Genomic DNA, 22,793 nt, shown 5'->3' on the forward strand with positions numbered 1-22,793 from the left:
AATGAAAACCATCATTAAATCCACCCTGCTCTCACTGTTTACGCTGTCAGCCGTTGCTCAATCGGCAGCGCCCCCGAATATTCTGTTCATTATTGCCGATGATGCATCAATGAACACCTTCGGGGCATATGGCGGCACCATGATTGAAACCCCGGCGTTTGACCGCCTCGCAGAAGGAGGTGCGATATTCAAACAGGCCTATAACTGCAATCCAAAATGTGCACCGGCACGGGCCTGTCTGGTCACCGGGCGCTACAGCTGGCAGCTTGGCGCTGCCGCGAACCACTGGCCGGAATTCCCTGCCGAATTCAAATTCTATCCACACCTGCTGATGAAACACGGATTCCATGTGGGTTACACCGGAAAGGGCTGGGGACCGGGCTCCTATGCTACCGAACACAACCCGGCCGGACCGGCATATAACAACCTTAAAGAAAAACCGCCGTATAAAGGAATCAATCCGGTCAATTATGCTGCAAATTTCGAAGTCTTTCTGGATGAGAAACCGGCGGAAACGCCGTTCTGCTTCTGGCTCGGAACCTATGAACCTCACCGGTTTTATGAAAAGGATTCCTGGAAACGTGCAGGCATGAAGCTGGAACAGGCGGAAGTACCGCCCTTCTATCCGGACAATGAAACCATCCGTGGCGACCTGCTGGACTACGCGCTGGAAGTAAAACATTTCGATAAACACATCGGCCTGGCCATACGGGCCCTGGAAGAGCGGGGGCTTCTGGAAAACACCCTGATTCTGGTCACATCCGACCACGGAATGCCTTTCCCGCGGATAAAAGGCCAGATCTATGAAGAAGGTTTTCACGTTCCGCTCGTCGCCTATTGGAAAGGTGTCGTGAAACCCGGGCGGATCATTGATGATTTTGTCAGCTTCCCGGACGTCGCCCCGACCATCATGGAAGCTGTCGGAATGCAGCCGCATGAACAGATGACCGGGAAAAGTTTTCTCGATCTACTGAAATCGGAGAAATCCGGACAGATTGACCCCTCCCGGAATTTCGTACTTCTTGGCAAAGAACGGCACGATACCGGCCGTGCCGATGGAAAAGGCGGAACCGATCTCGCCTATCCGGTGCGGGCTATCCGCACAAAAGATTTTCTCTATGTGCATAATATCAAACCGGACCTCTGGCCCGCCGGAAATCCGGAATACGGCTGGCGTAATGTCGACAATAGCCCGACCAAATCCTATCTCACTGCGCTGCAGCCGGATGATCCTGAATATAAATTCTACGAAATGAGCTTCGGCAAACGCCCGGAGGAAGAACTCTACCAGATCCGGAAAGATCCGAACTGCATGAACAATCTCGCCGGGAACCCGGAATACGATGCCGTCAGAAAAGAACTGAGAGAACGTATGGAGAAAAAACTGACCGTGCAGGGTGATCCACGCACGCTGGGACAGGGCGACATCTTTGATGCGTTTCCATATGCGGGAAAACAATTTGATTATCAAACCGGCAAACCGGTCCAGAACAGAAAGAAAAAATGATGAAAAAAACACTTCTCCTCTCCCTGCTGGCACTATCCTCTCAGACTTTTTCCGGGGCCAACCCGCCCCGTCCACAGCCCAACATTGTTCTGTTTTTTGTGGACGATATGGGCTGGGCCGACCTCGGCTACCGGCAGCCTGAAGTATTTGAAACCCCCAACATCGACCGGCTGGCCGAACAGAGCGTCGATTTTCAGCAGGCCTATATCGCCTGCCCCACCTGCAGCCCCAGCCGCAGCACACTCGTGACCGGCAAACACCCGGCCCGCCTCGAAATCGTGCGCCATATTCCCACCGGCTCCCGTAAACACCCTGAATTCGATAAATACGGCCGCACCGAACAGGAGTACAGCTTCTGGGAAACAGACCCCGCACATTTCCCGGTCCGGAACTGGCTGCCCAAAGAACACATCACCTATGCCGAAGCCCTGCAAGAACTCGGTTATTACAACCTGTTTGTTGGCAAATGGCATCTCGGCCATGAACCTTATCATCCCGTCCATCAAGGCTGGGATAAACAGATCGGCACTTCCAACTGGGGTCATCCTAATTCCGGGTACAACGCTCCCTTCTTTAAAAATTCCGATGTTTATGCCGATGTTAAAGAAGGCTATCTCACAGACAAACTGACCGAAGACACCATTCAGTGGCTTGAAAATTATGATCAGAAAAAACCCTTCATGATTTCGCTCTGGTATTATGCGGTCCACAGTCCGTTTGACGGTCGTCCGGATTACGTAAAACACTTTGAGGCCAAAGGGATTGAAGGAAAATATGCGCATTACGCCGCCATGGTCAAATCCGTCGATGACTCGATCGGTCGGATCCGCAAGGTCCTGAAAGACAAAGGGGTCGACGACAACACCATTATCATTTTCCTGTCTGACCAGGGCGGTGCATTCGATAACCCGCCTTTCCACGGCGGAAAAAAACTCGATACCCTTTATGAGGGCGGCGCACGCGTTCCCTTCCTGTTCTACTGGCCGGGCGTAACCAAAGCCGGAAAAAATCAGAGTATCGTACAGTCTACCGATCTTTTCCCGACACTGATCGAAATCGCCGGCGGAAATCCGGATAAATTTGATGATCTGGACGGGGTTTCACTGAAAGAGACCATCGAGAAAAACAGCACATTGAACCGCGGCGAACCCATCTTCGGCTTCCGCGCCTACGAAGACCTCTATGCTTCCGTACGCGAAGGCGACTGGAAACTGCTCGCCTACCGCTCCGGTACCCTCAAGCTGTACAATATTGCACAGGATACCGGAGAGACTAACGATCTCGCCTCTTCCCTTCCCGAAAAGGTGAAAGAACTCAAAGCCAAGCTGATTGACTGGGAAAAGGAGATGAACGTCGAAAAATATTCCGGTGTACAGTAGATGAAACTGCTTTCCTCAATCTTTATCATGGCCAGTGCCTGTACCTTTGCCGGAGGCCCCGTTCAAGTGCTTTTTCTTGGCGGACAATCCAATATGGGCGGGCACGGAAACTATGATGCGCTCTCTGAAAACGACCGGAGCCGCATCGAAGCTGTCGCCCCCCGCGTAATGCTCAGTCGGAACGGCGGCCCTGCAACCCCACTTGCCCCGCTTGCATCTGAATATGCGCTGAAAAAACGCGGATTCATCAATTGTTTTGGCCCGGAGATGTTTATCGGTCTGACACTGGCTGAAAAAAATCCTGATCAGGAATTTCTGTTGATTAAAATCGCTCAAGGCGGAACTGCGCTCTATGGAGCCTGGAATCCGGAATGGTCAGAGGAAAAAGCAAAAGCCGTCGAGGCCGGACCCCGCAAACAGCAGATGAAACTCTATCAGCAGCATATCAGTGTCATCCAAGAAAACCTGGCGCAGCTGGAGGCTCAAGGACGGAAATATAACCTCATCGGCATGGTCTGGATGCAGGGTGAAAATGATGCGGCAAAAGAAATCTCTGCGCGCAGCTATAAGGCCAATTTGAAAAAATTAATCGCCGGTTACCGCAACACTTTCAACCAGCCCGACCTGCCGTTTATTGCCGGACAAATCAACTCCCGCTATGGAGATTTTGAAGAAGGCCCCGCCATGGTACGACAAGCGTTTATCGATGTTGCTGACGATGATGCTCTGGTGAAAGTCATCCGAACTGTGCCCCGTCCACCGTGGAACGATTTCCCGAAGCATGAGGACCAGGTTCACTACAATACTATCGGTCAGAAGCGCCTTGGCCTGGCCATGGCCGACGCGCTGCTTGCACTCCAGCAGGAGCAAATAGAATCAACCAATCAATAAACCTGAGCTCTCACCCTCGACATCCGTTACCAAAACACGTCATCCGATAAGACCGTTGGTCACAACAACATCCGATCTTTTCCGGGTGGCCGCATTTTTAACGATCTTAAAGAAACGCGAGGAAACAGCCCATCTACGCCGTTATCGGACATAATCTTTACGTGATATCTGATATTTTGATCTCTGCTCTTCGGTTATTCTGACACACTTAATCAATATAAAGGATTGTCATGAAAACATTACATCTTGTGGTGATTGTTCTGATTACATGTATTCAGACCATGGCCGAAAAACCGAATATTATCCTATTCGTCTCCGATGACCACGGTCTTGATGCACTAGGTTGTTATGGTAATCCTATTATTAAAACGCCCAATATGGACCGACTTGCAGCCGATGGTGTCCGTTTCACCCGGGCCTACTGCACCAGCGCCAGCTGTGCGGCCAGCCGCTCCGTCATCCTGACCGGGCAATTCGGTCATGCCTCCGGCTCCTACGGTCATGTGCACGATTATCACCACTTCAGCACGTTCGACACTGTAAAGTCACTGCCTGTTATGCTCTCCGAAGCGGGTTATCATACCGCTCAGATCGGCAAATACCACGTGGCGCCCGAATCGGTATATAAATTTGATATCCGCTATGAATGTGATCCGAGATCCACTATCGAAATGGCGGAAACCGTCACACCCTCCATACAGCAGAATAAACCGTTCTTTCTCTATTTCTGCCCCGACGACCCCCATCGCGGTCATCCGTTCACCCCCGACCCCTGGGATGCACCGAATTCTTTTGGAAACAAAGCAGAACCCTATCCCGGCGAAACCATCGTTAAATATGATCCGAAAGAAGTCATAGTCCCTCCCTTTCTGCCGGATACCCGCGAATGCCGTGAAGAACTGGCCCAGTATTATCAATCCATCAGCCGCATCGATCAGGGACTCGGCAGACTGCTGAAGATCCTTGAAGAATCCGGAAAAGCTGATAACACCGTTATTATTTATATCTCCGATAACGGTATCGCTTTCCCCGGGGCCAAAACAACGGTATACGAACCAGGCATTAAACTCCCCTGTATCGTCAAGGATCCCCGAAGCGATTTTAAAGGCCGGATCAACAACTGCATGATCTCCTGGGTCGATCTCACCCCCACCATTCTCGACTTCGCTAACGTGGCTTTTGACAAAAAGCGTTTCCACGGTCGATCCTTTGTTCCCGTTCTCGGCAAACAAAACGACAAGGATTGGAACACCATTTATGCCGCACATAATTTCCATGAACTGACCATGTACTATCCCATGCGCGTCATTCGCGAAAACAACATGAAGCTGATCTGGAATATCGCCTATGGCCTGAAATACCCGTTTGCATCCGATCTATGGGCGGCCTCCACCTGGCAGAGCGTATACCGGAATAAGGGCGAATACTTCGGGCACCGAAAAGTGCAGGACTATCTCTACCGTCCTGAGTTTGAACTTTATGATCTGGAAAAAGATCCGGAGGAAAGCAATAACCTTGCTGACAACCCGGAGTATGCCGACCAACTGGAAAGTATGAAGAAAAAAATACAGGCCTTCCAGCTGGACACCAATGATCCCTGGCAGATTATCTGGGGGAACAAATCCAGGATGCAGGGCACCGGTGTGAATTTATAGGTCTTTCCGGAAATCACCGGATCGGCCCGTCCTTCAAACCGGAGCCAACGCCACCTTCCGCCCGACCACCTGCAGATTATCGTTCAGCTCCGTTTCATTTTCCATCTGGGAAACACAGCAGGAAAGATGCGGGTTCTGCAGCGCCCAGAGATAGGATTTGGCAAACAGAGAAAGGTGTTCATCCGGGAGCGTGGCATTCAGCTTTTCTGCCCGCCACGGCGGCTGATTTCTCATACTGAACAGTTTTGCCACTTTCATGGCAATGAGACCCATGCCGGACTGATGAGCACTATAAATCGCCGAATCCAATGCCGCATGGTTGGCAATGTTATAGGCAAACATCGCCACATCATAAAAACCGACCCGCGAAGCATTCAGCAGATTCCCGGTGACATCGTTATGAAAAGATACTGCCGATGCCCGGATCATTCCTTTCTGCTTAAATTCAGAAAAAAGCTCTTCCACAAGGTCATCCATCAGTTCCGGCAGAGCGGAACCGTGCGGCAGATACAGCACATCAACATAATCGCTCTGCAGCCGTTGCAGCGATTCTTCCAACAGCTTATGCGCGTTCGCCTTGATGCGTTTCCGCCACGCATCGGTCATACCGTATTCTTTGAGAACCACATAGCGCAGATAGGCCTTATCAAACTGCTTCTCCTGACCTCCGAAATAGTTGATATGATATCCCGGCCGCTTCACCGTTCGTTCTGCCAGCAGATCCTGCGATGCTTTCCGCAGTTGCTCCTGCCGGGCGGCAGGCAGTCCCTTCAGAATTTCCTGAACACACCGCTCAACCATGCCGTAATAGGCACTCAGTTTGGTGGACACAAAGATACGGTCCCGGTTCCCGGACTGCCTTAAATAGCGCCCGATATTTGCCTCCACTCCACCCTGACTATAGGCCGAAGCGCAATCGAAATAGTTAACCCCGCGCTCCAGACTCCGGTCAAACAGCGGATAGCTGTCCGGCGAGGTAAACGGAAAAGTCCCCAGAACGATTTCCGAAACCATGAACCCGGTACGGCCCAATGGCCGATAACTCATGCCTTCGATTTTATTCCGCCACTCCACGGCACCGGCATCTGCCGGAGTCGCACGGACTGCAGTAGGGCTGATCGACCCGATCAGCGGGATCGAAGAAGCGGATGTTCGTAAAAATGACCGACGGGTTTCAGGTGACAGGCTCATAAAGGGAAGCTAATCGATCACCTTTTACACATCAACTCATCTTATGGCCAGTTTCACCTGATCCGGCTGCAGCCCCTCCGATTCCGCGATTACCCGGACTTTTCCACTCTGTTTTCCGGCTTTTACAATCAGCAGACACATCCCGCTGAAGGCCTCTCGGTAATTCGCCTGAAACGGAGCGGTTGTTGAAGCATTTCCGTTTCCTACCGCGGCAATGGTTCCCGCACCCTCCACACTGAACTTCACAGTATTGTCCGCCAACGGACACAAGCTACCTTCCGCATCTTCAATGCGGACTGTCACATAACAGAGATCAGAACCGTCTGCAGCCAATCTGGTTCGGTCCGGAATCAATCTGATTTTCGCCGGTGCTCCGGCCGTTCTGATTTCCTTATCGGCAACTGCTTTTCCTCCGATATAACCCACCACCCGGATCGAACCGGGTTCATAGGGAACATCCCAGGAGAGGCGATACGGCGAATCAAAATAATCTTTTTCATACCGGTTGAATTTCACCGGCAGACGCGTCAGATCTTTGCCTTTCACTTTCCGACCCTGCGACACTCCGTTTACGAACAGCTCAGCCTCTTCGCAATTCGTATAGGCCATTACCGGAATCATTTCATGCCCGGACTCCTCCCAGTTCCAGTGCGGCAGCACATGCACCATCGGTTCCTGCGTCCACTGACTCTGATAGAGATAAAACCGGTCTTTCGGAAAACCGCAGAGATCCACCGCCCCGAAATAGGAGCTCCGGCACGGCCAGTCATCATTCCAATACCCATTCGTACTGTTATCCCGGCCGCCATACGGAGTCGGCTCTCCCAGATAATCAAACCCCGTCCAGACATATTCCCCGTAAACTTCCGGATTCAGCTTCAACTGGTGGAATTCCACATCCGGCGGATACGCCCACGGCGGGCCGATAATGTCGTAACTGGTAACCTGTTTTGATTCATGCGTCTTATATTTTTCAATCGGAAGATGATAGACGCCTCGACTGCTCGTACACGAAGACGTTTCAGAACCAACCACGGGATTATTCGGCAGATATTCATTTACCGGATCACCGTAAGCCAGCGGTTTATAATTCATTCCGGCAATATCAACCTGCGCCGCCATACCGGTTTCATAAGGTCCCGGCCACCAGTTGAATCCACAGGTCGTCGGCCGCGTGGTATCCATTTCCTTCACCCAGTCATTCAGCTTTTTCGCCATTTCCGGGCCGATTTTCGCATCGCGCTGTTCCAGTATTTCATTACCGATGCTCCACATGAAAACCGAAGGATGATTCCGGTCCCGCCTGATCATATCCTTCAGATCCCGCTCACCCCATTCCGCAAAAAACGTATTATAGCCATTGGGTACCTTTGCAATTTCCCAGACATCGAACGCCTCGTCCTGAACCAGAATGCCCATCTCATCGCAAAGGTCCAGCAGTTCGTTCGATGGCGGATTATGGCTGGTACGGATCGAATTCACCCCCATCTTCTTCATGATCTGAAGCTTCCGCTCATCCGCACGCCGATTCACGATCGCACCCAGCGGGCCGTTATCATGATGCAGACAGACGCCCTGAATCCGCACCGGGCGACCGTTCAGCCTGAATTCCTTTTTGGTGAATTCCAGCGTCCGGAAACCAAAACGGTTTTCAACCCGATCAATCTCTTCACCCGCTTTTCTGACCGTGGTCACCAGTGTATACAGATTCGGCGTATCAAGATCCCAGCGCTTCGGCTTTTCCACCGTCATCGTCTGAAAACCGGTTACTGTTCCCGGAAGTTCAAGCTGCGCCACCGTTTTACCGGAGGGACTGACCACCTCATGCATTACCGAAAGCGTCTGATCTTCCGGCACATCGCCGGCGAGTTCCGTGCGAACCGCGACTTTTCCAATGCGATCGCTGATCTCCGGCGTTTCAATCGTTACACCCCATTGCTTCACATGAACGGGATTACGATAATCCAGCCACACATTGCGGTAAATACCGGCACCGGGATACCAGCGTGTAGACAAATCTTCAGGTTGCAGACGAACCGCGATCACATTCGCAGCACCAAACTTCAGAAATTTTGAAATGTCGTATTGAAACTCAATGTATCCATACGGACGGTTACCGACAAAATGTCCATTCACCCACACATGTGCATTATACATCGCCCCATCAAAGGTAATCAGGACCTTCTTATCCGCAGCGGACGCCGGCACATTAAATGTTTTCCGGTACCAGCCTGTACCATGAAACGGCAAGCCGCCGGAGCGGGCATTATATTTTACGTCAAAAGGTCCTTCAATCGCCCAATCGTGCGGCAAATCGAGACTGCGCCACCCCGAATCATCAAATGCCGCAGTTTCTGCCCCTTCAGCTTTGCCTTTATGAAATTTCCACCCCTCGTTGAAGGACTCATGCATCTTAAAACCGGAAAGTTTACGCGAAGACATCGCCCCGACCGACGCCGTCATTGCCACAGTTGCACCCACAAAATACCGTCTGTTCATACCCATCTCCTGCCATTAAAAACAGCGGTGATCGTCGCACAAACCGTCCACAGAGTAACGCGCAGATGACTAGATCTTTCGGTCAGAACTTCAGGCCGTCGAAGGCCGAAAGACATTCACACACCGCCGCTTTGAGCGGCTCCGCTCCACCCGCCACATCCGATTCGATATTAATCGGAATCTGCGGATCATGAAGGGATTTACGCGCAAGAATCCAGCCGTCGGCCGTCGTGACATGCACACCTTCAAAGTTGTTCGGCGTCAGCGACCAGCCCTCCTGTTTTTCAACAAAAGCGCTAAAGGTGTCCAGCACCCTGTCGGCATAAGCCGAAAAATCATCCACCAGAATCTGTGGACGGAACTCAATAGCTTCAGCCGGTTCCGGCAGTTCGGCAATCAGTTCATCCACGGTGCCCGCACCCGCCGCCTTGAGTCTGGCGATTTTGATCAGAATTTTGGCGATCTGATAGGCACCGTCGTCGAGAAAATAGTTTTCCTTCAGCGCCCCGTGACCCGAGGTTTCCAATGCCAGAAAACTCGGAGTCCCGGATGCATTCAGACGAACCGCCTCGTTAATCACATTTTTATAGCCGCGTTTGAAACGATGATGCACCCCGCCCAGTTTTTCCTCTATCCACCATTTCAGACCGGTGGACGTCACGGAATCCGTCACAATCGTGGAACCCGGATGCTCTTCGAGCACAATCGCCGCCATCAGCGCAATAAAACGGTTCCGGTTGATCGGTTTTCCGTTTTTGTCCACTGCACCGGCACGGTCCACATCGGTATCAAAAATGATGCCGAAGTCCGCTTCATTCTTTTTCACAGCGGAAATAATCGCTTCCATCGCAGTTGCATCTTCCGGATTCGGAATATGATTCGGAAACGATCCGTCAGGTTCCAGAAACTGACTGCCTTCAGTATCAGCCCCCAAAGGCTGAAGAACATGATCCACAAAATAACCGCCCGCGCCGTTACCGGCATCCACCACGATTTTCAATCCCTCCAGCGGTTTTTCAGCACCGGCCCCTTCCCGGATAATCTTCACCAGGTGCGCCGCATAATCCGCCATCAGATTGATTTTATGAACATGGGAATTTTCCAACGGCTTAAATGCTCCGGTCTCTGCCGCAATCGTGAGAATCTCTTTAATATCCTCTTTGCCGAGTCCGCCTTCACGGGTAAAAAATTTCAGCCCATTGCGGTTGAACGGAAGATGGCTGGCCGTCAGCATGATGGATCCGTCGTAGCCGTGATTTTCAAAAACCGTGGACATAAACATCGCCGGAGTCGATGAAAGGCCACTGTCGAAACAGGCAACGCCCGCTTTTTCCAGGCCCTGGAAGACTCCGGTTTTAATCGCTTCCGCCGAAAGACGGGAATCATTGCCTACCGCAACCCTCAATTCGGTTTTATCCAGCTTCTTCTCCAGCCATTTTGCAAATGCAAAACCGATCGTCCGGGCGATCTCCGGCGTCAGATTCACCGGTTCGCCGTCAACGCCCTCAAGGGCAACTCCACGCACATCGCTGCCATTCTGCAATCTAAAATAGGTATCCATCTTTCATCCCCGATTAAACAATCAAAAGGTTACAACGCTAAAGAGCCGTTCTCCTTAAACGATGCAACCTTTCAATCCGAACATCTGCTTCAGCCCAACAGAGCTTTGGCTTTCTCGTAGACATTTTCAGCGGTAAAACCAAACGCTTTCTGGAGCACCTTAAACGGTCCCGATGCACCGAAGTCATCTTTGGTTATCTTAACCCCACTCATGCCAACATAGCGTTCCCAGCCGAATGAAGTTCCCGCCTCAACCACAATACGTTTGCTGCAGGCTTCCGGAATAACAGTTTTTTTATACTCGGCGTCCTGCTGTTCAAACAGCTCCCAGGAAGGCATATTCACGACACGAACATGGACTCCTTCTCCGCCCAGTTTTTCAGCTGCTTCCAACGTAATCTCCACCTCGGACCCGGTGGCAATCATCAGCAGATCCGGTTCACCATCCCCGTTCTGCCAGAGCGTGTAGGCCCCCTTCTTCAGGTTATCGGCCGCCGGATATTCATCGCGATCAATCACCGGCAGGTTCTGGCGCGTCAGCAGCAGCGCGGTCGGGCCCGACTTATTCTCCAGCGCCGCCACCCAGGCCGCCGCCGTTTCAGTCGGATCCGCCGGACGGATTACGGTCATATTCGGAATCATGCGCAGACTCGCACAGGTTTCAATCGGCTGATGTGTCGGTCCGTCTTCACCCACACAGAAACTGTCATGCGTAAAGACATAAATCACCGGCAGCCCCATCAGTGCCGCCAGTCGAGCCGCCGGGCGCACATAATCGGCAAACACCAGAAACGTTCCGCCGAAAATACGGAAACCGCCGTGCAGCTGCACCCCGTTCATAATGGCGCCCATCGCCAGTTCACGAACACCGAAGTGGAAGTTACGCCCTTCAAACGCATTTTTTCCGATATCGCCCATATCAGCCATATACGTATTGTTCGAAGGTGCAAGGTCGGCCGAACCGCCCACCAGAAACGGCAGTTTCTCTGCGATCGCATTGATCGTTTTTCCGGAAGCGGAACGAGTCGCCAGCGAAGTGCCTTTTTCAAACTCCGGCAGCACATCCTGCAGATCAGGCAGTTCACCTTTCTGCCCGATATCCCACTCCAATGCCTTTTCCGGATTCTGTTGAGCAAACAACGCAAAAGAAGCATTCCAGAGTGCTTCCGTTTCCGCATTTTTCTGCGCGACCGCTTTAAACCCTTCATACACCTCGGCCGGCACGTAGAATTTATCTTCCGGCATGCCGAGGTTTTTCTTCGTGAGCAGAATCTCCTCGTCCCCCAGCGGAGCGCCATGGCATTCATGACCGCCCTCTTTATTCGGGGAACCGAATCCGATTTTGGTATTGCAGATAATTACGGACGGTTTTTCCGTTTCCGCCTGCGCGGCCTCGATGGCGGCGGAAATTTCCTCATGATTATGACCGTCGACCTCCAGCACCTGCCAGTTATAGGCCTCCATGCGTTTGGTCACATCATCCGTATACGTGATATGCGTATCGCCCTCAATCGAAATGAAATTCTGATCGTAAAAAACGATCAGCTTTCCAAGCCCGTGATTACCGGCCAGCGAAAACGCCTCATGCGATACGCCCTCTTCGAACTCACCTTCGGATGCAATAACATAGGTATAGTGATCAACAATCGTGCGGTTATCGGTATTAAAACGGGCTTCAAGCATTTTTTCCGCAATCGCCATACCCACCCCGTTGGTCACGCCCTGTCCCAGCGGACCCGTGGTGGTTTCCACCCCGACCGTATGACCGTACTCCGGGTGACCGGCCGTTTTGGAACCGAACTGACGGAAATTCTTCAGCTCTTCAATCGGCAGGTCATAACCGGCCAGATGCAGGAGCGAATAATGGAGCATCGAACCATGTCCGGCGGAGAGGATAAACCGGTCGCGGTCCGGCCACTGCGGATTCACCGGATTGTGCTTCAGATACTTTGCCCAGAGAACCGCCGCCACATCGGCCATTCCCATCGGCATCCCCGGATGTCCGGATTTGGCGGCCTGAACACCGTCCATCGCCAATCCACGAATCGTATTTGCTACAAGTTTTAGATCCATTCTTCTTTCCTTTTTTTGACTAAAATAAATAGGAATACTAGTGCGGCTATCGGCCCGCTAACAGCCTGAATTACGCAATATATTCCGGATTATCCACCATAAATACTACCAACAGCCCCTATCAGCCCGCTTCAAACCGACAGGAGGGCGCAGAATCACATAAACGCCTTCATTCCGCCACAAACTTATTCCCAAAAATAAGGACGATAATCCAAGGCCCGCCATGAGAGCGGAAACACGGCATTATTAACATAAAAAGCCGATCCCCGAAGGAACCGGCTGTTGCAGAAGATCCTGAGTACGGAACTATTTTGCCATCTTGCAGGCACGCGCATAAATGCCGATAACGTCCTGCGTACGGTTGATAATGATCTGCTCCACATCGTTTTCAATGAGGCCTTCCGACACCGCATAATACTGGTTCGGCATGTACTGACTCAGCAGCGACAGCGAAATCGGATTTTCCTTCAGATTAGAGATCAGTTTTGCAACCGCCGCCTGAATTTTTTCATTCGGCCAATAATAACGCGAACGGTCGGAGAAGCTGTATTTACGCTTATACGCCTGCTCTACGGCATCACCCGGATAATATTTCTTCCAGTATTTCGGCTCTTCCACCATGACGGAGTCAATCACTTCACGCAGTTTCGAGGTTTCAATCCCGCGCGGTGCAAGCATTTCCTCTTCGATCATCGCCAGTGCAAAAAGTGCTTCACGGTAACCGAACGTCAGCCACGGACCGACTTTCAGAATGCAGAAATGGTCCTCCACCAGTTTCGTCAGACCGCTTTCAGACTGATAGTCGGTGGAGTGCGCTTCATAGACAAAACGCTCCTGCTTCATGATCTCTTCGCTCAAACCTTTGGCCGCTTCGCGGTCATAATGGAAAACCTGATCATCTCCGAATTCCACCCCCGGCTGAACCACAACGCCATAAACCCGGTTCCAGGCTTCGGAAAGCCCTTCAGCCTCAAATGCGGCTTTAGTGACTTCGATGGTTTTGATCGCATCCGCCGGTGTAGTCGGTATAACCGTCTCTTCCTCCTCCTGGGCACCGCCCGGAATCGGGACCTCAGTACCGATAATGTAAACCGGAGCCGGCTGATCCGCGCGGAATTCCTTATGGGTCTCCTCCGCAACTTTAGCCATGGCCGCCGCACGGGAGGCCACAATCTCATCCGCCAGCGGCTGATGCCGGTCGCCCTCGTCGTCCGCGCAGAACATCGATGCATCGAGATGGATTTTCTGATATCCGGCCTTCACATATTCCTTAATCAGGGTAAGAGCCTTTTCCATGGCCGGTTCGGCATTTTCATTCTGCCACGCATTCGGCCCCAGATGGTCGCCGCCCAGCAGGATATTGTCTTTATTAAACCCGACCTTGTCAGCAATACCGTGCACATAAGCCACAAAATCCGCCGGTTTCATACCGGTGTATCCGCCAAACTGATCCACCTGATTTGATGTGGATTCGATCAGCAGGATGGATTCATCTTTTTTAGCCTGAAGCATGGAAGCCTCCAGCACGGTCGCCTGGGCGGAACAGACCGAATAGATTCCGGTTCCTTTTCCGGCCCGGTTATCAGCCAGAATCTGCACATATTTTTCTACAGCGTTCATTTTTAACTCCTTTGGAGATTTCAAATTTCAGATTTCAGATTTCAGATTTCAAATCCTCTAATTCAGAACAGTTGTTCTGCATTAGAAGTTGATCATCACTTTCGCCCACAGCTCTTCATTCTTATAAATGACATCGTAGGCATCCTGAATCTGCTCAATCGGGAAGGTATGGGTTTTCAGCGGATCAACATTAATCAGCCCGGCTTCCATCATCCATACGGCAGTGGTCCATTCTGCACCGGGGAACGGCGCAGAATAATTCATCCACGAACCGATAACCTCCAGCTCCTGACGGCTGATCCGTTCAAACTCAGGTCCTGTAAAAGTGATCGGCGCATGGGACGTACCGACCAAAAGGATCTTTCCGCGGCCTTTTGCCACATTGATGGCAGAGATCTTGGCCGGAGCCGCACCGGAGGATTCGAACACCACGTGCGCACCGTCTTCCAGTTCGCGTTCACAAACCTCTTCCAGCGGCTCCTTCATCGGATTGCAGACAATCGTCGCCCCCATTGCACGCGCCATTTCCAGTTTGCCGTCGGAAATATCCGAAGCAACGATTTCACGGCAGCCCATGGCCTTGAAAATCTGAATGGCCAGCAGGCCGATGGTTCCGGCACCGGTGACCACCACATCTTTACCGAGCAGATTTTCCAGCCGCAGAATCGGATGCAGACAGACCGTAATCGGCTCAATAAATGCAGCCTGATCATACGACAGATCCCCGATGGCAACGAGGTTCCGGGCAGGTACCCGGAGAAATTCACCAAAGGCTCCCTGCACGCGCGATCCGATGAAACTGTAGCTTTTACAGAGCGAATAGTTGCCCTGAGCACATTTATCGCATTTCATACACGGCATCAGCGGCGCAGCCGAAGCCCGGTCGCCCACGTTCCAGCCTTCGACCCCTTCACCGACCGCAACAATTTCACCGGCAAATTCATGGCCCAGAACAATTTTATCCCATTTCGGATTATCTTCCTGAATACGGACAATGTCCGACCCGCAGATTCCACAGGATTTAACCGCAATCAGAACTTCGTTCGCCTGCGGCTCGGGTTTTTCCATTTCAATTACGTCGACTTTTTTAATGCCGTTACGCAGTGCAGCTTTCATTGTATTATTTCTCCAGGGGTTGATTTCCACTTATCTAAATTATGCACGTTTCTTTCCGTATTTCTTATCAATTTCAGCGAGCATATCGAATTCGTTAACGAGGTTGTTGTAGAGGTTACGGAACACCTTATACATCTCACTATAATAGGCATGATTATGAGCATCCGGTGAGAAACTTTTGCGGATCGGAATCTTCTCGATGGCTTCATCAAAGCTCTTGATCGCTCCGACACCGTAAGCGGCGGCAATCGCCACGCCCAGCGGAGGCAGGTCCACCGCACCGGGTATTTCAATCGGCTGCCCGAGCACATCCGAAAAGATCTGAACCCAGACGGCCGAATTAGCAACCCCGCCGGTAATCTTCACGTTTTTAATCTCCACGCCTTCTTCTTCCGCAATACTCAATACGTGCCGCGATCCATAGGTGGTTCCTTCAATCACAGCCCGGGTAAAATCGCGGCGGCTCGTATTCGGCTTGAGCCCCATCACCACACCGGTGGTATTATCGTTCCAGATCGGGCAGCGCTGCCCCACCATGTACGGCAGAAAAATCACCGAACTTTCCGCAGTCACGGAAGTATCAATGAGCTTATCGAGCTCCTGATAACCATCCAGCTCCAGAATCTCCTCATTAAACCAGCGGATAACCGCCCCGCCGAAGTCCACCCCGCCGGCAGTGATCCAGGTGCCCGGAACGATGTGCGGATATACATGCAGATTTTTGTTATATTTCGGTTCATCCAGACAGACGTTATTGGTGGTAACCGTTCCGCCCGAAATAAACACTTCACCGCCTTTGGAAACACCGGCCCCCAGCCCTGCAGCCACATTATCCATCGAGCCGGCGATAACCGGAGTCCCTTCAGCAAGACCGGTCAGTTTCGCCGCTTCGGCCGTCACCTTACCGACCACATCGGTACAGTTGAAAACCGGCGGAAGCTTGGCCCGGTCGATCCCGCAGCCTTCAAGCAGAACATCGGAATACTCTCCCGTCTTCGTATTACAGAACTGCGACAGTCCGGCCTCGGAAATATCCATCGAATACTCACCCGTCAGCTGATGCACCAGATACCCGTTGGCATGCAGAAACATATGGGTCTTTTCATAAATTTCCGGCTCATTCTTTTTAATCCACATAATCTTCGGCGCCGGATTGCCCGCATCCGAAACATTGCCGTTGATTTCCCAGAGTTCCTCGCCCAGATGTTCTCGAATCCAGTCCGCCTCCTCTGTCGCCCGGCGATCCATCCAGATCAGCCCCGGACGAAGCGCGTTTCCGTTTTCGTCCACCGGAACAACCGTGGTGGAAAAGGCATCAATACCTACCGCGATAATCTCTTCCGCATTCACGCCGCTCTCGGCCAGCATGTTTTGAGTATTCTCTTTCAACGCATCCCACCACTGCTCCGCCGGCTGTTCAGCCCAGCCCGCATGCGGATAGAAAGTGTCATATTTTTTACGCGCAGTGGCCACCACATTAAAGTCGCCATCGAACAGCACCGTCTTGGTGCTTGAGGTACCCACATCGATACTCAGAATATATTCAGCCATGATTCAGCCCTTTTGATGTTAAATTGATGATTGCGTATCTGCTTATGCTCGTGATACGGCGGCTTTACTGCCGCCTAAAAAAATGGATTCCACCTGATGTTTTTTTCCGAAGCCGACAAATTCGGTCTTCCAGATTTCACCGTTTCTGGCGATTTCGCGGGGATACTCCGGCAATGTCTGTTCCAGGTGCGCTTTAATCAGCCGCATGGTCACTGCATGCGTCACAAAAAGAACACACTCGCTCTTCATCGGATCCAGAGATTGAAAAAAAGGCTCCAGCCGTTCAGCGATCATTTCATAGGACTCGCCGCCGCCCTCCGGAACCCAGTTCCAGCGCTTTGAACGCTCATGCATATAATCCGGCCGGTCTTCGAGTTCCGCATAGGTCATTCCGGAAAAAACACCCAGCTCCTGCTCGATGAGCCGTTCATCGGTTTCAACCTCCACCCCGAACGCTTTGGCAATCGGTTCCGCAGTCTGCTGCGCACGCAACAGCGACGAACTGACCACCCGGTCGAGTTCGGCGATTTCCCGGAACTCTGCAGCAATCGTCTCCGCATCCGCCCGGCCCTTTTCCGTAAGCGGAAAATCCTGGCGGGACGCCAGAATATCCTTCAGATTGGCCTCACTCTGTGCGTGCCGTATAAAATAAACAGTCATTTTCAAACCCACGGAATACACAGAATACACGGAACCCGCACCTTTCTGCGCATTCCGTGTATTCAGCGGTTAATGAACTAGGCGGTCGGTGTTACCCCTTTTTTCAGGATAATATTGCCGTATTTCGCCGTTGTACCGGTAACCACGCAGGCGAAGGCCTTTTCCGCACGATCGTAAAACTCGAACCGGCCGATACGTTTCGGCGCCGGCGCATCCGGAGCGGCTTTTCTGATGGCCGCCATGTAATCCGCTTCCACCTGCGGGTCGAGCTCGTCACCTTCAACCGCCGCCATCATAATCAGCGGATCGTCATAGCTGTCGAGTTCGAAGAGCGGAATAATCCCCTCAAGAAGATCCGGAATCTGCAGTCCGTCGCCACGCAGTACATTTTTCGGACAGAATGTGTGCCCCGGAAAATGCGCATCCGACAGAACGATTTCGTCGCCGTGCCCCATTTCGGCGAGAATTTTCAACAGTTCGGGGCTGATAATCGGATCAATTCCTTTAAGCATGATTTTTCTCCTGGTTATGCTTTTTCTTTATGATGAATCGCAAACGTGCGGTAGCCGAAAACGGCAATAACGACAAAACAGATGAACGGCATGAAAAAGGCCAGACTTACCGCATTGAGCGGCCCGAGCCCATCGCCATCCATCACGAATCCCATCGCCAGCGGCATCAGTGCACCGCCGACAATGGCGAATACGAGACCGGCGGAACCGATTTTGGCATCTTCGCCGGTTCCATCGAGGGCAATACCGTAAATGGTCGGAAACATAAGCGACATACAGCCGGAAATGGCTACCAGACAGAGCAACCCGATGTAGTTCTGTAAAAAGATCGTACAAAGCATCAGCACTGCCGCCAAACCCGCCAGCTGCATCAGCAGCTTGCTGGGCGTCAGGAACTTAAGCAGGAATGTGCAGATAAAACGGCTGACCAGGAAAAGTCCCATTGCAGCGATGTTATAGTTCTGTGCCTTCGACATGGTCATCCCCGATACATTTTCCATGGCATACTGAATAATGAACGTCCAGCAGGTGATCTGAGCGGCAACATAGAAGGTCTGAGCAATAACACCCTCCCACCAGCAACGATTTTTGAACAGCCGTTTCGCACTTTCCAAAGGATGGATTTTTGCATCTTTATGCGAATCAACCGGCATTTTTTTGATGGCAAAGATGATAAACATGACCAGAACAACGATGCCGAGAATGGCATACGGATTACGAATGACTGCAACGTCGGCAATCTGATTGGCCGCATATACATCCGGTTCCGCAGCTTTAAAGGCGTCATAAGCCGCGCCGATTTTCGCATTAAATTCGTCAACCCCCATGGTTTCCCAGTCCGGATGAGCCATTTTCCAGTCTGTCCGGAACTGCTCTGTGGAAAGTTTTGCCAGGACCAGTTTGGAAGCCACAACCATCCCCATCAGCGATCCGATCGGATTGAAAGCCTGAGCAAGATTCAGACGCTGTGTGGCCGTCTCTTCCGGCCCCATGGAAAGAATAAACGGATTGGCTGTGGTCTCAAGAAACGCAAGGCCGAAGGTCAGAATATACAGTGAAACCGGGAACCAGAAAAACTGCATGGTATTGGCCGCCGGGATAAACAGCAAAGCACCGGTGGCGTATAGAGCCAGTCCCACCAGAATGCCCGCTTTATAGGAAAATTTCTGAATAAAAAGTGCCGCAGGAATAGCCATCGTGGCATAGCCTCCGTAGAAGGCAAACTGAATGGTACTGCTCTGCCAGTTCTTGAGATCTGTGAAAATGGCTTTAAAGGCCGCAACCAGCGGATTGGTAATATCATTGGCAAACCCCCACAGCGCAAACAGTGTGGTCACCAGAATAAACGATCCCAGCAATGCTTTCGGCACCACGGGACTTTTCTGCGCATCCTTACTCATCTTTAACTCTCTCCTTTATGTCCGCAACAAACCCCTCTGCTGGAAACAGGTTGGAACCCGGCCGGAGCCGGGTTCCGTTTTCTTCCCTTGGCTGATAACTACTGGGCAATGGTGCCGTCTTCGTCCCAGAGGTCTTCCCACCCCTTACTACCTTCCCAGAGGAATACCTGACCTTTGATCAGGCGGCAGTTTTTATCGATCGTTGCCAGCTCGGCCATTTCTTCGTCGGTAATGCGCATGTAATCCGGAAGCGCACACTTCAGATTACTGCGGTATTCCGCTTCATAGATCGAGAAAGGAATCGGAATCTGGCCGCGCTGTACCGCCCATTTAATGCAGACCACAGCCGGGTGCACGCCAAGGCGCTCAGCGATTTTCTTCACCACCGGATCTTCGATATCCACGGTATCGTTTTCCGTTTTATCGCGGTCCGGACGGGTCGGGGAGCCGATCGGGCAGAAGGCAATCGGCTGAATTTCATTTTCAACATAATAGTTGAACAGTTCCGTCTGCTGGAAGTGCGGGTGCATCTCCATTTCTGTAACGACCGGCTTGATTTTGCAGTCGCGCAGCAGCAGCTCCATCTTAGCCTTCGTCATGTTGGAAGTACCGATGGATTTAACAAGTCCCATCTCAACCAGCTTTTCCATCTGCGCCCAGGTTTTCATGAAATCTTCATGAATATACGGTTTCGCATTCGGATCGCGCGAATCCACGGAAACACCCTTCGCATGGAAATTCGGGAACGGCCAGTGAACCAGATAAAGATCCAGATAATCCAGCTGCAGATCTTCAAGCGACTGTTTGCACGATTCAATCACCCGATCATGCGCATCATTCCAGACTTTGGAAGTAATATAAAGTTCCTCGCGCGGAACGCCGCCGTCCTGAATGGTTTTCAGTGCAACACCGATTTCCTTTTCGTTTCCGTATACGGAAGCGCAGTCGAACGCACGCTGGCCGTATTCCGCCGCGCCGACCACCGCATTGGCAATCTGCACGTTATCAAAACGGTCGGAACCGAACGTGCCCATACCGATAGCCGGAATCTCCTCGCCGTTATTCAGTTTCTTTTTCGGAACAATGTTCGGATCGACACCGTCTTCGGCCATTACGAATGTAGTTTTCAGTTCTTCGGACATAAAGCCCTCCTTCTGGTTGGTTAACGTTACTCTCTCAAAACGTTGCGCGGTGCAGACACCGCACATATGAAGGATATAAGTTAACGATACCTATCGCTTCCGCCAATGTATCAACTTGACTGCATAATGGATATATTTGACTTTATATAACTCAATATCAATAATACCCTGATTTTCAGGGATAAGGAATAAGCATGAAAAAACAAAAGAAAAAACCGCATCAGGCTTTATTTTCGCCCAAATAATGCCGGAAAAGGTCTCTTATCTAAATTTGACCGGATCAAAAGGAGGTCCGCCTTCAGAAAATTCATTAAAAAATCTGTCCAGCCGAAATTCCGGAACCTCTCCTTTTTATTAATTAATCCGGATTCACAACCGTTTTTTTCAACGTAGAATCTCCCCTCAAAAACCTACCCCTATTGTTCATATTCAATGCAGAAAGGATCCCGTTATGAACAGGATTATATTAGCCGCAGCCCTCCTGACACTGAGCACAGTCACCGCACAGGCCGGAACCGACAAACCGAATATCCTCTTTATTTTCGCCGACGACCTCTCCTACGAAACCATCGGTGCCCACGGCATGCTGGATATTGATACCCCTCACCTCGACACCCTCGTTGAGGAAGGCACCAGTTTCACCCATGCCTACAATATGGGCGCGTATAACGGAGCTGTTTGCGCCGCCAGCCGGGCCATGCTCAACTCCGGCCGTTTTTTATGGAATTCCTGCTGGCTGGGAAAAAGTAATTTTAAAATGTCCCGCGAGCGCGATGCACAGCATATGTGGTCGCAGCAAATGAAAAAAGCGGGCTACAAAACCTATATGACCGGGAAATGGCACGTGAATGTTCCTCCGTCACAGGTTTTCGATGTTGTAGAAGATCCGCGCGGCGGCATGCCGGAAGATTTCTGGAACAAAGGATCGGATGACGGAACCAAACCCCGTTATTACGGCTACTTTCGGCCCGCTGACGAAGAGGACTACAAAAACGGCTGGAAACCGTGGGATAAATCAAACGGCGGATACTGGAAAGGCGGAAAACACTGGAGCGAAGTCGTTGCAGACCACGGCATCGAATTTCTGAAAGATGCCGCAAAGCAGGACAAACCCTTCTTTATCTACCTGGCCTTCAACGCCGCACACGATCCCCGCCAGGCCCCGAAGGAATATATCGACCGCTATCCCCTCGACCGCATTAAACTTCCGGAAAATTTCAGACCGGAATATGAATTCAAGGACGAAATCGGATGCGGAAAAAACCTGCGGGATGCCGCACTGGCCCCTTTTCCCCGCACTGAATTCGCCGTAAAAGTTCATCGTCAGGAATACTTCGCCCTGATCACACACATGGACGACCAGATCGGCCGCGTTCTTCAAACCCTGAAAGATACCGGTCAGCTCGATAACACCTATATTGTATTTACAGCCGACCACGGCCTCGCTGTCGGCCACCACGGACTGATCGGCAAACAGAATATGTATGATCACAGCGTACGCGTACCCTTCCTCATTGTCGGACCCGATGTAAAACCCGGCGCCAGCAACGACACACCGATCTACCTGCAGGATGCCATGCCAACCGCTCTGGAGATCGCCGGCGAACCGGTACCGGACTACGTGGAATTCAAAAGCCTGCTTCCGCTGCTGGACGGATCGGAAACCCGGCACTACGATTCCATTTACGGGGCCTACAAAGGCCTCCAGCGCATGATCTGTAAAAACGGATGGAAACTGATTCACTATCCAACGATCAATAAAAACCGGCTCTACAACATGAAAGCCGACCCGATGGAAATGAACGACCTTTCCGCCAATCCGGAATATGCCGCAAAAATCCATGAATTGCAGACCGAACTGCAGAACTTAAGCACTGCAATGAACGATCCGCTCGATTATGATGATCCCGTTGGAAGCTGGGAGAAAGCATCCTCCCCGTAAAAAACGGACATTAAATACAGGTTTCCGGAGAGATTTGCGGGAAACCGTTGAATCCCGCAGATTTCACCGGCACCAGAAAGACAAAACCCGGCAGA

16 protein-coding genes are annotated in these 22,793 nt (G+C 51.5%); 5 read left to right on the plus strand and 11 right to left on the minus strand.

Features of this window, described 5'->3' with window-relative positions; translation table 11 throughout:
* The first annotated feature begins 1 nt into the window (after window position 1).
* The 4 genes from EGM51_07815 to EGM51_07830 all read left to right on the plus strand — a co-directional run bounded on the left by EGM51_07815 (window position 2) and on the right by EGM51_07830 (window position 5,432).
* Window positions 2–1,507 (plus strand): heparan N-sulfatase, encoded by a 1,506-nt coding sequence (locus EGM51_07815; GenBank protein ID QBG47297.1) that lies wholly within the window; start codon window positions 2–4, stop codon window positions 1,505–1,507.
* Window positions 1,504–2,886, plus strand: a complete 1,383-nt coding sequence (locus tag EGM51_07820) for a sulfatase (protein QBG47298.1) — start codon at window positions 1,504–1,506, stop codon at window positions 2,884–2,886. Before EGM51_07815 ends, EGM51_07820 begins: the two co-directional genes overlap by 4 nt.
* Complete coding sequence (locus EGM51_07825; GenBank protein ID QBG47299.1) at window positions 2,887–3,777, plus strand: hypothetical protein; 891 nt, start codon at window positions 2,887–2,889, stop codon at window positions 3,775–3,777. It begins immediately after the preceding gene.
* A 230-nt stretch (window positions 3,778–4,007) separates the two neighbouring features.
* Window positions 4,008–5,432: a DUF4976 domain-containing protein gene (locus tag EGM51_07830; protein ID QBG47300.1), complete on the plus strand. Its 1,425-nt coding sequence runs from the start codon at window positions 4,008–4,010 to the stop codon at window positions 5,430–5,432.
* A 33-nt stretch (window positions 5,433–5,465) separates the two neighbouring features.
* Here the strand turns inward: EGM51_07830 and EGM51_07835 are convergent, their stop codons facing one another.
* The 11 genes from EGM51_07835 to EGM51_07885 form a co-directional block, all read right to left on the minus strand.
* The gene (locus EGM51_07835; GenBank protein ID QBG47301.1) at window positions 5,466–6,623 is read right to left on the minus strand and encodes an aldo/keto reductase; all 1,158 of its coding nucleotides are present in this window, start codon (window positions 6,621–6,623) and stop codon (window positions 5,466–5,468) included.
* Window positions 6,624–6,659: 36 nt separating this feature from the next.
* Window positions 6,660–9,128 (minus strand): DUF4982 domain-containing protein, encoded by a 2,469-nt coding sequence (locus EGM51_07840; protein ID QBG47302.1) that lies wholly within the window; start codon window positions 9,126–9,128, stop codon window positions 6,660–6,662.
* Window positions 9,129–9,204: 76 nt separating this feature from the next.
* Window positions 9,205–10,683 (minus strand): phosphomannomutase/phosphoglucomutase, encoded by a 1,479-nt coding sequence (locus EGM51_07845; GenBank protein QBG47303.1) that lies wholly within the window; start codon window positions 10,681–10,683, stop codon window positions 9,205–9,207.
* Between the two features lie 89 nt (window positions 10,684–10,772).
* Window positions 10,773–12,755 (minus strand): transketolase, encoded by a 1,983-nt coding sequence (tkt, locus tag EGM51_07850; GenBank protein QBG47304.1) that lies wholly within the window; start codon window positions 12,753–12,755, stop codon window positions 10,773–10,775.
* Between the two features lie 306 nt (window positions 12,756–13,061).
* Entirely contained in the window at window positions 13,062–14,375 is a 1,314-nt protein-coding gene (locus tag EGM51_07855; GenBank protein ID QBG47305.1) for a D-tagatose-bisphosphate aldolase, class II, non-catalytic subunit, read from the minus strand.
* Between the two features lie 81 nt (window positions 14,376–14,456).
* Complete coding sequence (locus tag EGM51_07860) at window positions 14,457–15,491, minus strand: galactitol-1-phosphate 5-dehydrogenase (protein QBG47306.1); 1,035 nt, start codon at window positions 15,489–15,491, stop codon at window positions 14,457–14,459.
* Window positions 15,492–15,530: 39 nt separating this feature from the next.
* The gene (locus tag EGM51_07865; GenBank protein ID QBG47307.1) at window positions 15,531–17,042 is read right to left on the minus strand and encodes a hypothetical protein; all 1,512 of its coding nucleotides are present in this window, start codon (window positions 17,040–17,042) and stop codon (window positions 15,531–15,533) included.
* Window positions 17,043–17,084: 42 nt separating this feature from the next.
* A complete protein-coding gene (locus EGM51_07870; protein QBG47308.1) occupies window positions 17,085–17,702 on the minus strand; it encodes a histidine phosphatase family protein in 618 nt (205 codons plus the stop codon).
* Between the two features lie 77 nt (window positions 17,703–17,779).
* Window positions 17,780–18,214, minus strand: coding sequence for an L-fucose mutarotase (locus EGM51_07875; protein QBG47309.1), 435 nt, complete (start codon window positions 18,212–18,214; stop codon window positions 17,780–17,782).
* Window positions 18,215–18,228: 14 nt separating this feature from the next.
* On the minus strand, window positions 18,229–19,614 hold the full coding sequence (gene fucP, locus EGM51_07880) for an L-fucose:H+ symporter permease (GenBank protein QBG47310.1): 1,386 nt from the start codon (window positions 19,612–19,614) through the stop codon (window positions 18,229–18,231).
* A gap of 98 nt (window positions 19,615–19,712) precedes the next feature.
* Window positions 19,713–20,726, minus strand: coding sequence for an aldo/keto reductase (locus EGM51_07885; GenBank protein ID QBG49274.1), 1,014 nt, complete (start codon window positions 20,724–20,726; stop codon window positions 19,713–19,715).
* Between the two features lie 481 nt (window positions 20,727–21,207).
* Here EGM51_07885 and EGM51_07890 point away from each other — a divergent pair, with 481 nt between their 5' ends.
* Entirely contained in the window at window positions 21,208–22,698 is a 1,491-nt protein-coding gene (locus EGM51_07890) for a DUF4976 domain-containing protein (GenBank protein QBG47311.1), read from the plus strand.
* The last annotated feature ends 95 nt before the right edge of the window (window positions 22,699–22,793 follow it).

This window comes from Verrucomicrobia bacterium S94 (genome assembly GCA_004299845.1).
Taxonomy (GTDB): Bacteria; Verrucomicrobiota; Kiritimatiellia; order Kiritimatiellales; family Pontiellaceae; genus Pontiella.

Coding starts and splice junctions, on each gene's coding strand:
- EGM51_07815 (QBG47297.1), top strand. CDS start 2: ATGAAAACCATCATTAAATCCACCCTGCTCTCACTGTTTACGCTGTCA.
- EGM51_07820 (QBG47298.1), top strand. CDS start 1,504: ATGATGAAAAAAACACTTCTCCTCTCCCTGCTGGCACTATCCTCTCAG.
- EGM51_07825 (QBG47299.1), top strand. CDS start 2,887: ATGAAACTGCTTTCCTCAATCTTTATCATGGCCAGTGCCTGTACCTTT.
- EGM51_07830 (QBG47300.1), top strand. CDS start 4,008: ATGAAAACATTACATCTTGTGGTGATTGTTCTGATTACATGTATTCAG.
- EGM51_07835 (QBG47301.1), bottom strand. CDS start 6,623: ATGAGCCTGTCACCTGAAACCCGTCGGTCATTTTTACGAACATCCGCT.
- EGM51_07840 (QBG47302.1), bottom strand. CDS start 9,128: ATGGGTATGAACAGACGGTATTTTGTGGGTGCAACTGTGGCAATGACG.
- EGM51_07845 (QBG47303.1), bottom strand. CDS start 10,683: ATGGATACCTATTTTAGATTGCAGAATGGCAGCGATGTGCGTGGAGTT.
- tkt (QBG47304.1), bottom strand. CDS start 12,755: ATGGATCTAAAACTTGTAGCAAATACGATTCGTGGATTGGCGATGGAC.
- EGM51_07855 (QBG47305.1), bottom strand. CDS start 14,375: ATGAACGCTGTAGAAAAATATGTGCAGATTCTGGCTGATAACCGGGCC.
- EGM51_07860 (QBG47306.1), bottom strand. CDS start 15,491: ATGAAAGCTGCACTGCGTAACGGCATTAAAAAAGTCGACGTAATTGAA.
- EGM51_07865 (QBG47307.1), bottom strand. CDS start 17,042: ATGGCTGAATATATTCTGAGTATCGATGTGGGTACCTCAAGCACCAAG.
- EGM51_07870 (QBG47308.1), bottom strand. CDS start 17,702: ATGACTGTTTATTTTATACGGCACGCACAGAGTGAGGCCAATCTGAAG.
- EGM51_07875 (QBG47309.1), bottom strand. CDS start 18,214: ATGCTTAAAGGAATTGATCCGATTATCAGCCCCGAACTGTTGAAAATT.
- fucP (QBG47310.1), bottom strand. CDS start 19,614: ATGAGTAAGGATGCGCAGAAAAGTCCCGTGGTGCCGAAAGCATTGCTG.
- EGM51_07885 (QBG49274.1), bottom strand. CDS start 20,726: ATGGCCGAAGACGGTGTCGATCCGAACATTGTTCCGAAAAAGAAACTG.
- EGM51_07890 (QBG47311.1), top strand. CDS start 21,208: ATGAACAGGATTATATTAGCCGCAGCCCTCCTGACACTGAGCACAGTC.